10 protein-coding genes and 1 pseudogene are annotated in these 10,820 nt (G+C 72.0%); 2 read left to right on the forward strand and 9 right to left on the reverse strand.

All coding sequences use genetic code 11. The annotated features are described in order from the left end of the window. Position 1: 1 nt before the first annotated feature. Positions 2-1,111, reverse strand: a complete 1,110-nt coding sequence (gene dapC / locus ACFYO8_RS17730) for a succinyldiaminopimelate transaminase (RefSeq protein ID WP_354871723.1) — start codon at positions 1,109-1,111, stop codon at positions 2-4. Beyond that, a complete protein-coding gene (gene fdxA, locus ACFYO8_RS17735; RefSeq protein ID WP_007464872.1) occupies positions 1,108-1,434 on the reverse strand; it encodes a ferredoxin in 327 nt (108 codons plus the stop codon). The genes dapC and fdxA overlap by 4 nt, the downstream gene beginning before the upstream one ends. Before the next feature lie 79 nt (positions 1,435-1,513). Here fdxA and ACFYO8_RS17740 point away from each other — a divergent pair, with 79 nt between their 5' ends. After that, positions 1,514-2,521, forward strand: coding sequence for a GNAT family N-acetyltransferase (locus tag ACFYO8_RS17740; RefSeq protein ID WP_354871678.1), 1,008 nt, complete (start codon positions 1,514-1,516; stop codon positions 2,519-2,521). A gap of 13 nt (positions 2,522-2,534) precedes the next feature. Here the strand turns inward: ACFYO8_RS17740 and ACFYO8_RS17745 are convergent, their stop codons facing one another. The 3 genes from ACFYO8_RS17745 to mshB all read right to left on the reverse strand — a co-directional run bounded on the left by ACFYO8_RS17745 (position 2,535) and on the right by mshB (position 4,499). Continuing rightward, on the reverse strand, positions 2,535-2,999 hold the full coding sequence (locus ACFYO8_RS17745) for a hypothetical protein (RefSeq protein WP_355047555.1): 465 nt from the start codon (positions 2,997-2,999) through the stop codon (positions 2,535-2,537). An 85-nt stretch (positions 3,000-3,084) separates the two neighbouring features. Beyond that, positions 3,085-3,558, reverse strand: a complete 474-nt coding sequence (locus ACFYO8_RS17750; RefSeq protein WP_354871683.1) for a hypothetical protein — start codon at positions 3,556-3,558, stop codon at positions 3,085-3,087. A gap of 17 nt (positions 3,559-3,575) precedes the next feature. Then, positions 3,576-4,499 (reverse strand): N-acetyl-1-D-myo-inositol-2-amino-2-deoxy-alpha-D-glucopyranoside deacetylase, encoded by a 924-nt coding sequence (gene mshB / locus ACFYO8_RS17755; RefSeq protein WP_355047556.1) that lies wholly within the window; start codon positions 4,497-4,499, stop codon positions 3,576-3,578. An 86-nt stretch (positions 4,500-4,585) separates the two neighbouring features. Here mshB and ACFYO8_RS17760 point away from each other — a divergent pair, with 86 nt between their 5' ends. Further along, positions 4,586-6,730 carry a prolyl oligopeptidase family serine peptidase gene (locus tag ACFYO8_RS17760; protein WP_355047557.1) on the forward strand — a complete coding sequence of 715 codons (2,145 nt, stop codon included), beginning with the start codon at positions 4,586-4,588 and terminating at the stop codon, positions 6,728-6,730. Positions 6,731-6,788: 58 nt separating this feature from the next. On the opposite strand, the gene ACFYO8_RS17765 is transcribed toward ACFYO8_RS17760, so the two are convergent. The 4 genes and pseudogenes from ACFYO8_RS17765 to ACFYO8_RS17780 all read right to left on the reverse strand — a co-directional run. Next, the gene (locus ACFYO8_RS17765) at positions 6,789-8,531 is read right to left on the reverse strand and encodes an ABC transporter substrate-binding protein (RefSeq protein WP_354871690.1); all 1,743 of its coding nucleotides are present in this window, start codon (positions 8,529-8,531) and stop codon (positions 6,789-6,791) included. Positions 8,532-8,639: 108 nt separating this feature from the next. Further along, positions 8,640-9,626: an ABC transporter permease gene (locus ACFYO8_RS17770; RefSeq protein ID WP_354871692.1), complete on the reverse strand. Its 987-nt coding sequence runs from the start codon at positions 9,624-9,626 to the stop codon at positions 8,640-8,642. Between the two features lie 11 nt (positions 9,627-9,637). Next, positions 9,638-10,645 carry an ABC transporter permease gene (locus tag ACFYO8_RS17775; RefSeq protein WP_354871694.1) on the reverse strand — a complete coding sequence of 336 codons (1,008 nt, stop codon included), beginning with the start codon at positions 10,643-10,645 and terminating at the stop codon, positions 9,638-9,640. Then, positions 10,642-10,820 (reverse strand): annotated as a pseudogene (locus ACFYO8_RS17780) (dipeptide/oligopeptide/nickel ABC transporter ATP-binding protein); the annotation flags it as partial. The pseudogene ACFYO8_RS17780 and the gene ACFYO8_RS17775, both read right to left, overlap by 4 nt.

Genomic DNA, 10,820 nt, shown 5'->3' on the forward strand with positions numbered 1-10,820 from the left:
GTCACGACCCGGCGAGCCGCCCGGCCACCGCGTCGACGTGCTCGTCGGACTCGGTGAGCGCCACCCGGACGTGCCGGGCGCCGGCCGGACCGTAGAAGACGCCGGCGGCCACCAGGATGCCCCGGCGGGCCAGCCAGTCCACCGTCTCCCAGCAGTCCTCGTCGCGGGTCAGCCAGAGGTAGAGCCCGGCCTCGGAGTGCTCGACAGTGAAGCCGGCGGCCGTGAAAGCCTCGCGCAGCTTCTCCCGCCGGACGCGGTAGCGCTCGCGCTGGGCGTCGGCGTGCTCCTGGTCGCCGAGCGCGGCCACCATGGCGGCCTGCACCGGGGCCGGCACGATCAGGCCCGCGTGCTTGCGGATCTTGAGCAGCTCGGCCACCAGCGCCGGGTCGCCGGCGACGAACCCGGCCCGGTAGCCGGCCAGGTTCGAGCGCTTGGACAGCGAGTGCACCGCCAGCACGCCGTCGTACGAGCCGCCGCACACCTCGGGTGAGAGCACCGAGACGGGCTCGGCGTCCCAGCCCAGCGGCAGGTAGCACTCGTCGCTGGCGACCACCGCCCCGCGCTCGCGCGCCCACTCGACCACCTTGCGCAGGTGGGCGGCGGGCAGCACGCGGCCGGTCGGGTTGCCCGGCGAGTTGACCCAGACCAGGCGGACCCGGGGATCCGGGCCCAGCGCGGTCAGCGAGTCGGTGCGGACCGTCGTCGCCCCGGCCAGCCGCGCCCCGTCCTCGTAGGTCGGGTAGGCCACCGACGGCACCACCACCACGTCACCGGGACCGAGCCCGAGCAGCGTGGGCAGCCCGGCCACCAGCTCCTTGGAGCCGATCGTCGGCAGCACGCCCAGGCCGTCCACGCCCGCGCCGCAGGCACGCGCGACCCAGGCGGCGATCGCGTTGCGCAGGGCGGGCGTACCGGCGGTCAGCGGGTAGCCCGGCGCGTTCGACGCGTCGGCCAGGGCCCGGCGGATCAGCTCCGGCACCGGGTCGACCGGCGTGCCCATCGACAGGTTGATGAGACCGTCCGGGTGCGCCGCGGCCGTGGTGGCCGCGGCGTCCAGGGTGTCCCAGGTGAAGTCGGGCAGCCGAGCCGAGACCGGCGTACGCCGGTTCAGTGGCCCTCGCCGCGCGGCGGCTGCGCGGCGACGAAGGTGGCGTCCTTCTCCACCTTGCCGATCTTCGAGGCGCCACCGGGCGAGCCCAGGTCCTCGAAGAACTCGTAGTTCGCCCCGGTGTAGTCCTTCCACTGCTCCGGGACGTCGTCCTCGTAGAAGATCGCTTCCACCGGGCAGACCGGCTCGCAGGCACCACAGTCGACGCACTCGTCGGGGTGGATGTAGAGCATCCGATTGCCCTCGTAGATGCAGTCGACCGGGCACTCCTCGATGCATGCCTTGTCGAGCACATCCACGCACGGCTCGGCGATGATGTAGGTCACCGGTCTTCTCCTCCGCAAGACTCGTCGCGATCAACCGCAACGATAAGAGCCTAGTATCTCGCCGGGGAGGGGGTCGATCGTGCTCCGACAGCAGGATGTGGGACACCGGATCGTGGTCCGCCGGATTGTGGGGATTCGCGAGGGCCGCACGCTGTTCTCCGATGCCCTCGGCGAGCTCGTCGAGCTGAGCGAGACCCACATCACGCTGTCCACCGACGCCGGGCCGCTGCGCGTGCCGGTGACCGAGGTGCACCGGGCCAAGCGCGTGCCGCCGGCCCGCCGGCCCACCGCCGCCTCGGTGGTCGCGCTGGAGCTGGCCGCCGACGAGGCGTGGCCCGCCCCGGTGCGCGGACGGCTCGGCGACTGGCGGCTGCGCTGGGCCGACGGCTGGACCGGCCGGGCGAACAGCGCGCTGCCGGTGGGCGACCCGGACCGCCCGCTGCCCGACGCGCTGGACGCGGTGCAGCGCTGGTACGCCGAGCGCGGCAGGCCCGCCCTGGTGAACACCCCGCTGCCGCTGGCCGCCCCGGTCGGCGCGGAACTGGACGCGCGGGGCTGGACGTCCCGCCCCCCGGTACTGGTGCAGACCGTCCCGCTGCGCGCCCTGACCGCCCCGCCGGAGGCCGCCCCCGCCGACGCGCCGCCCGGGCGCGCCGACGTGCCGGCGGACGCGGACGCCCCGCCGCCGGTGACGCTGGCCGTCGCGCCCGCCGACGACTGGCTGGCCATCTCCGCCGGCCGCAAGGGTGGCCTGCCGGACGCCGCGCGGCACGTGCTCACCGCCGTCGACCGGGTCCGCTTCGCGGAGCTGCGCGTCGACGGCCGGGTGCTCGCCATCGGCCGGGGGACGGTGACCGGCGAGGGCCGCTGGCTCGGTGTCAGCCTGCTCGAAGTGCTGCCCGAGGCGCGTCGGCGGGGATTCGCCGCAGCCGTCGTCCGCGCCCTGGCCGGCTGGGGCGCGGCCGAGGGCGCCACGCAGGCATTCCTCCAGGTGGAGCAGAGCAACACCGGCGCGGTCGCGCTCTACCGCAGGCTCGGGTTCACCACCCACCACACCTACCTGACCCGGGTCGCGCCGGCGGGCTGAGCCCGCAGGGCGGTCAGCGCCGGATGATCCTGCGGGGCCGGACGCGCTTCATCTCGGCGTACCGCTTGAGCTGGCGGGACCGGTAGTCCCGGCCCAGCGCGGTGAGGATCAGGTAACCGACGAGCACGCCCGCCGCGGTGGCCGCGAGATAGAGCCAGATCTGGGCGAAGAAGAGGCCCGCGCCCCCGCCGAACGGGTTCTCCCCGACAACCAGCGGACCGACGAACACGGTGAGCGCCAGCGCGACCACGACCGCGGCGGCCAGCTCACCGGCCCAGCGGCCCACCGGCTGTCCGGCGCCCCACCGGAACGCGGCACCGGCCAGGATGAGCCCGATGACCAGGAACATCGCCAGCGAGACCCGGCCGGAGGCGGTGTCGTCGTCCGGGAACGCGAATCTGGTGACCAGCCGGGCCACCACGTTCACCGCGAACAACGCGGCCGCCAGCACACCGACCGCACGCCACCGCTGACCCATCGCACGCCTCCCGCCGTACCGCCCGCTCCCTCGGCGGGCCTCTGGCAGGAATGTCTACCACCGCCGCCGGTGCGGCGTCAGCACCTCACCGGGGAGAGGGCGGCGTCACGAGGTGCCGGAAGCCCACCACCGCGAACGTGACCGCGCCGGTCACGATCAGCGCGAGGCCGAGCACGTTGTCGCCGACCAGCCCGAGATCACCCTCGACGGTACGGACACCACCCGCCACGATCACCACGAACCACGGCAGCGCGGCCAGCACGATCGCCCACCGGCCGCCGGTCGACCTGTGCGCGAACGAGCCCAGCAGCACCGTCGACGCCACCACGGCGACGGCGCCGACAGCTACCGCGCCGACCCCCACCAGCGCCTGCGCGGCCCCGGAGAGCCCTTGCACGACATTCCAGGCCCAGGTCGCGATGATCAGTTCGAGCAGCGCCAGCAGGACGCCGGCCCAGACCGTGACGACGCCGCCGGCCACGCGCAGCGCACGGTCGAGCGCCCGCTCCGCCGGGCTCGGCGTCGCGGCCGTCGGCGGCTGCTCGGGAAGGGTCGACACGGGTACGGCCGGCAGCGTCACCGGAGACCGGCCGCCACGACCGGGGACCGCTGCGGGTCGTCCAGGGCGATCCCGGCGAAGAGGTCGTCCTCCCAGCCGTACGGGCCGGCGCCCGGGCCCTTCTCACCGGCCGCGAGCGTGAAGTACTCCACACCCATGAACTCGCCACCGAAGTTGCCCGCGATCGAGTAGAGCCAGGAGTTCGCCGGGATCTGGGTGGCGTGGGCCCGCATCGCCGCCTCCTTGGCGGCGTGCTGGTCGGTGCCGTCGATCCGGGCGGCGATCTCCGCGTCCGGCGTGCCGAACGGCAGCTCGTCGGCGCTCTCGATGCCGGCGAACGGGTTGTCCGACGACTCGGTGAACGTCTCCAGGCCGGCGTCCAGCACGCTGCGCGGCATGGCCGTCCAGTAGACCTTCGCCGGGGCGATCCCCTTGGCCGCGGCCAGCTCCACCGCCCGCATCGCCACCCGGTGCGCCTGGATGTGGTCGGGGTGGCCGTAGAAGCCGTCCGGGTCGTACGTGACGAGCACCTGGGGGCGCACCTCGCGGATGACCTCCACCAGGTACCCGGCGGCCGTGTCCAGGTCGGCCTGCCAGAACGCCCGTGGGTGCTCGTTCGTGGCCAGGCCCATCATGCCGGAGTCGCGATAGCGGCCCGCACCGCCGAGGAACCGGTGGTCGGTGACGCCGAGCGCGGCGCAGGCGGCTGCGAGCTCGCCGATCCGGTAGCCGCCGAGCTGGTCCGCCTCGGCCGCGCAGAGCTGGGCCAGGGCCGGGACGTGGATCTCGCCCTCCTCGCCCAGCGTGCAGGTGACGAGCGTGACGTGGGCGCCGGTGGCGGCGTAGTGCGCCATCGTCGCGCCGGTGCCGATCGACTCGTCGTCGGGATGCGCGTGGACCAGCAGAAGGCGTCGGTCGGGCAGCGTCGTCACGCCCGTCACTCTAACCGGCGGTCCTGCTCCCTCGACGGTGATGCGTCCGCCCAGGTCGGCCACATCACCCCCCGGCGCCCGCCTACGCTGCAGGCGTGGACTTTCCCGAGCTGGCCGCCCGTACCCGTCGGTTCAGCCACGGGGCGCCACGCGCCGTCTCCGTCACGGGCGACGGCGCCCGGGTGATCTTCCTGCGTTCCGCGGGACCGGAGGACCCGGCCGACGCGCTCTGGCTGCTCGACGTCGACAGCGGCGAGGAACGACTGGTCGCGGACCCGGCGGCGCTGCTGGGCGCCGACGCCGAGCCGGCCCGCCTCGCCCCCGGTGAGCGGGCGCTGCGCGAGCGGCTGCGGCTCAGCTCCGGCGGCATCGGCTCGTACGCGCTGGACTCGGCCGGCCGGGTCGCCGCGTTCGCGCTGGCCGGCCGGCTGTTCCGGGCCGACCTGGTGCACGGTGACGTGGTCGAGGTGGCGGCCGTCGGACCGGTGATCGACCCGCGCCCCGACCCGGCCGGTGAGCGGCTCGCGTACGTCACCGACACCGCCGAGGGGGTGCGCCGGGGCCAGTTGCGGGTGGTGGAGCCGGACGGCACGGACAACCTGCTCGCCGGTGAGGACAGCGGCGTCACCTGGGGACTCGCCGAGCACATCGCCGCCGAGGAGTTCCACCGCTACCGGGGCTACTGGTGGGCGCCGGACGGGCGTAGCGTGCTCGCCGCCCGGGTCGACGATTCCCGCCTGGAACGCTGGTACCTGCACGACCCGGCCGACCCGGCGAGCCCGCCCACGTCGCTCGCGTACCCGGTGGCGGGCGGGCCGAACGCGGAGGTCAGCCTGCACCTGCTCGACCTCGACGGCGGCTGGGTCGACGTGCACTGGGACCGGGAGACCTATCCGTACCTGAGTTCGGTGGACTGGACCGAGGGCGGCCCGCTGATCACTGTGCTGCGCCGCTCGCAGCAGCACGGCCTGGTGCTCGCGGTGGATCCGCGCACCGGTGAGACGCAGGTGCACGCCGAGCTGGCCGACCCGCGCTGGGTGGAGCCGATCCCCGGCACGCCCGCGCACCTGCCCGACGGGCGGGTGCTGGTCGGCGGCGAGCTGGCCCACGACGGGTACGACGCCCGCTGCCTGTTCGCCGACGGCACGCTGCTCACCCCGCCGTCGCTGTACGTGCGCCGGGTGGTCGGGCGGCTGCCGAACGGCCCGAACACGGCGGCGGACCTGCTGGTGGAGGCGAGCGAGGGCGAGCCGAGCCAGCGCCACCTCTACCGGGTGCGGACCACGATCGGCGGCGGCATGGACGCCCGCCGGATGGGCAGCGACCCCGGCTGGCACACCGCCTCGATCGGCGGGTCGACGCTGGCGGTGGGCATCGCGTCGCTGGAGCACCCCGGGGTCCGCTGGCGGGTGTGGCACGGTGACCGCGAGGTGGGCGAGCTGCGCACGTTCGCCGCCACCAGCTCGTACGCGCCTCGGCCGACGATGGTCCGGGTGACCGACAGGCGGCTGCCCAGCGCGGTGCTCTACCCGGCCGAACACGTCAAGGGCACCCGGCTGCCGGTGCTGCTGGACGTCTACGGCGGCCCCGGCCACCAGGAGGTGGTGGCGGCCCGCAGTGCCTGGCTGGAACGACAGTGGTGGGCCGAGCAGGGCTTCGCGGTGGTCACCGTCGACAACCGGGGCACCCCGGGCATCGCGCCGTCGTTCGAGAAGGCGATCCACCGCCGGGTCGCCGACGTGATCCTCACCGACCAGGTGGACGCGCTCACCGCGCTCGCCGACAAGCACCCGGACCTGGACCTGGGGCGGGTGGCGGTGCGCGGCTGGTCGTTCGGCGGCTGGCTGGCCGGCCTCGCGGTGCTGCGGCACCCGGAGCTGTTCAAGTGCGCGATCGTGGGCGCGCCGGTCACCGACTGGGCGCTGTACGACACCGCGTACAGCGAGCGCTACCTGGGCATGCCGGAAGACGGGATGGACATCTACGCCCACCATTCGCTGGTCGAGCTGGCCGCCGAGCCGCTCGGCGACCCGGCGCAGGCCCGGCCGATGCTGCTGGTGCACGGCCTGGCCGACGACAACGTGCTGGCCGCGCACACGCTGCGGCTGTCGGCCGCGCTGCTGGCGACGGGCCGCCCGCACGCGGTGCTGCCGCTGACCGGCGCGAGCCACCTGGCCGCCGGCGGGGTGTCCGAGCGCCTGCTCCGGCTGGAGCTGGACTTCCTCCGCCGCTACTTGTGAAGGAAGGGCCCCTTCTCAACGCGTTGAGAAGGGGCCCTTCCTTCAACTACCGGTACGGCTACTGCTTGACGTACGCGTTGACGAAGTTCGGGTAGCCGAACACGGAGGAGATGAACACCCCGCCCGCCTTGGAGCCGTGCACGTGGTACGCGACGTCCACGTAGAGCGGCACCACCGGCGCGTGCTCCTTCATGATCCGCTCGTCGAGCTTGCCCCACTCCGGGCCCTGCTCGGACGGCGGCAGCGCCTGGATGCGGTCCATCTCGGCGTTGATGGCGTCGTCGTTGAAGTAGGACGAGTTGCTGTTGCCCTCGGCCTTGATGGTGCGACCGTCGTAGAGCACCGGCAGGATCGACGCGCCGCTGGGCCAGTCCGCCGCCCAGTTACCGATGTAGAGGTCCCAGGGGTTGTTCTTCTTCTTCACCTCGTCCAGCTTCGCGTCGTCCGGGATGTTCCGGACGGTGATCTTGAAGCCGGCGCGCTCCAGGTTGCCCTTGAGCTGGACCGCCTGCTGCTGCTCGGTGGTGTTGTCCGCGACGCCGAGAACCAGCGCGGGCGTCTGGCCGCCGAGCAGCTCCTTGGCCTTCTCCACGTTGCCGTTGGCGCCCGCCGGGTACGCGTCGTACGCCTTGTAGCCGATGGTCGACGGCGGCATCAGCGTGGTGAGCGGCTGCGCGACGGTCTGGCCGCCGAGCGCCTTGATCATGCCCTCGCGGTCGATCGCGTAGTTGAGCGCCTGGCGGACCTTCAGGTCCTTGACCCGCTGGGTGTTGATCACGAGCTGGTTGGCGCTCGGGGTCGGGGACAGCAGCGTGCGGGACTTCAGCGCCGGGTCACCGGCCACCTTGGCCACGAGCGAGGCCGGCACGCCGTTGAAGGCGAGCGCGCTCTGGTCGGCGCCGTTGTCCGCGATGACCCGGTTGTTGGCCGCGTCGGCGGTCGGGCCGAAGTTCCAGACGAACTTGTCCGGGTACTGGTGCCGCACCGGGTCGGTCTTCGGATCCCAGTTCGGGTTTCGGTCAAGGGTGATCCGGACGCCCACCTGGTTTTCCGCGATCTTGTACGGGCCGGACGAGAACGGCTTCTGGTCCAGGTTGACCCCGGTGTCCTTCTCCGGCTTGAGCGGGGCGCTGGTGGGCAGCGAGACCGCGAACGGCAGGTCGCAGCGGGGCTTGGCGAACTCGAAGCGCAGCGTCTTGTCGTCCGGCGTGGTCAGGCCCGGCGGCAGCGACGTCTTGTTCTTCTTGAAGTCCCACTTGGTGTCGAACTGCGCGGTGTCGGCCAGCCACTCCTGGATGTAGGTGGGGCCGCCGGTGAGGTCCGGGTCGAAGGAGCGGGCGATGCCGTACGCGATCTCCTTGGAGGTGATCGGGCTGCCGTCCTCGAACTTCACCCCGTCCTTGATCGTGAATTCCCAGACCTTGCAGTCGTTGTTGACGTTCTTGCCCGGGGTCTCGGCCAGGTCACCCACGAGGACCAGGCCACCCTTGCCGTCGTCCTTCCAGGTGGTCAGGTAGCGGGCGAAGAGCGGGTTTGTCATCAGGCCGGCGAACGAGTACGTCCGCTGCGGATCGAGGTGGGAGATGGGGGTCTCCCGGATGATGGTGAACGTCCCGCCCTTGGCCGCGCCGTCGATCTCGGCGGCCGGTCCCTGCGAGTCCTTGGGGTCGGTCGCGATGACCCCTGTCTGCTGCCGGTTGCTGTCCACCTTGGTGCCTTCGCCCGTGTTCTCCGAGCAGGCACCGAGTGCCACAACCAGTGCGATGGCACCGCCAGCGGCGGCCGCTGCGCGTGGTCGCATGTCCTACCTCCTCCACCCGTGCGCCGAGCGCATCCGCCGACGTCCCGAGGATCGTAAAGAAGAAAAACTACAAGTTGGATAACAGTTGACGATAAATTTCGTCGCGGTTCAGCCGAGCCGCACCCGCGGATCGATCACCGCATAGAGCAGGTCCACCACCACGTTCGCCAGCACCACGAAGACCGCCGCGATCAACACGGTCGCCATGATGGTCGGCAGGTCACCTGAGCGGACCGCGTCGACAGCGGTACGCCCCATCCCGTTCAGACCGAAGGTCGTCTCGGTGATCACCGTGCCGCCCAACGCCCCGCCCACGTCCAGGCCGGCGATCGTCACCACCGGCGTGATCGCGGCGCGCAGCGCGTGCCGGCCGTACACCTTGCGTTTGGCCAGACCCTTCGCCCGCGCGGTCCGGACGAAGTCCTCCGACAGCGTCTCCAGCATCTGTGCCCGGGACAGTCGCGCGTAGATCGCGGAGAAGAGGAACGCCAGCGCCACCCAGGCCAGCACCAGCCCGCTCGTCCATTTCAGCGGGTTGTCGAAAAACGACGTGTAGCTCGGCACCGGCAGCAGGCGCAGGTTGTAGACGAAGACGATGAGCAGCACCGCGCCCACGAAGTAGAGCTGCAACGAGGCGCCGGTGAGCGAGAAGCCGATGGCCGCCCGGTCCAGCCAGCTCCCCCGGCGCAGCGCCGAGAGCATGCCCAGGCCGACGCCGAGCAGCAGCCAGAGGATCGCCGCCGGGATGACGATGCTCAGCGTCACCGGCAGCACCCGGGCGATGGTGTCCGAGACCGCCTCGTTCGACACGTACGACCAGCCGAGGCAGGGGGCGTCGCACCGGCCGCCCTGGGCGCTCCCCAGGTCCCGGCCGGTGAAGATGCCCTTCATGTAGCCGGCGTACTGGCTGATCAGCGGATCACGCAGGCCCAACTCCTGGCGGACCCGTTCCAGTCGCTCCGGGTTGCAGTTCTTCGGGCACATGCCGGTGACCGGATCCCGCGGGAGGGCGAAGAACATCAGGAAACTGAGCACGCTCACCGCGAACAGCGTGAGCCCGGCGGACAGCAGCCGGCGGATGAGGAATCGCGTCATGGGCCGGCCTCCTACCGGGACGACTTCGGATCGAGCGCGTCGCGCAGCGCGTCACCGAAGAGGTTGAAGGCGAACACGAGCGCGAAGATGGTGATGCCGGGGAAGAAGACGTACGCCGGATCGGTCTGCAGGTAGTCGAGGCTGCGATAGATCATGCGGCCGAAGCTCGGTGTCTCGTCGGTGAGTCCGACGCCGATGAACGACAACGCGGCCTCGCTGGTGATGTACTGCGGCACCGCCAGCGAGAAGGCGACCAGGATCGGCGCCCAGGCGTTCGGCAGCAACTGGCGGAACAGCATGTGCCCGAGGCCCGCGCCGCTGGCCCGCGCCGCCTCCACGAACTCGCGTTCGCGCAGCGCGATGATCTGACCCCGGACCAGCCGGGCCGTACCGGTCCAGCCGAACAGGGCGAAGATCGCGATGAGCACACCGATCTGGAAGTACGCCGGCACAGCCTCGCGCTGACCGTAGAAGCGCAGCGCGACGGTCGGCATCAGGGCCAGCGCGATGATCAGGAACGGCATGGCCAGGGTCAGGTCGGTGATCCAGTTGATCACCGTGTCCAGCCAGCCGCCGAGGTAGCCGGCGAGCGTTCCCAGCGTCACCCCGATCACCGCGGTCACCACGGCCGCCGCGAACGCGATGAACAGCGACGTCCGCAGCCCGTGCACCATCCGGATGAAGATGTCCCGGCCGAGACCGGGCTCCAGCCCGAACCAGTGCTCCCCGGTCACGCCGCCGGCGTAGCCCAACGGCATGCCGTAGCCGTCGAGGCGGCTCTGGAACTGCTCCTTCGGCCCCACCCCGTACAGCGCCTCGATGAGCGGGACGGCCAGCGCGACGAGCAAGAAGAACGCCAGCAGGCCGCCGCTGATCAGCGCCGTGCGGTCCCGCTTGAGCCGCGCGAGGGCGAGTTGGCCGGGTGACCGGCCGACGAACTCCTTCTTGCCGCCTTCGTCGCCCTCGCCGGTGGACTCGATCTCGGCGAGGGCGACGCCCTCGACCGGTGACAGGCTCATTTCGACACCTCCACGGGTTCGCCGGCCGGCACGCCGACCGGTCCGCTCTCCGGGTAGTGGCAGGCGGTGAGTTGTCCGCCGCCGTCGCGGGTGACCAGGGCGGGTTCTTCGGTGGCGCAGTGGTCGGTGGCTTTCCAGCAGCGGGTGCGGAAGCGGCAGCCTGATGGGGGGTTGA

The organism is Micromonospora sp. NPDC005257 (assembly GCF_042872445.1).
Classification (GTDB): Bacteria; Actinomycetota; Actinomycetes; order Mycobacteriales; family Micromonosporaceae; genus Micromonospora.

Bases quoted from the DNA above. Each gene is read 5' to 3' on its own strand.
- ACFYO8_RS17745 (WP_355047555.1), bottom strand. From the start codon at position 2,999: ATGGGTCAGCGGTGGCGTGCGGTCGGTGTGCTGGCGGCCGCGTTGTTC.
- ACFYO8_RS17775 (WP_354871694.1), bottom strand. From the start codon at position 10,645: ATGAGCCTGTCACCGGTCGAGGGCGTCGCCCTCGCCGAGATCGAGTCC.
- ACFYO8_RS17770 (WP_354871692.1), bottom strand. From the start codon at position 9,626: ATGACGCGATTCCTCATCCGCCGGCTGCTGTCCGCCGGGCTCACGCTG.
- ACFYO8_RS17765 (WP_354871690.1), bottom strand. From the start codon at position 8,531: ATGCGACCACGCGCAGCGGCCGCCGCTGGCGGTGCCATCGCACTGGTT.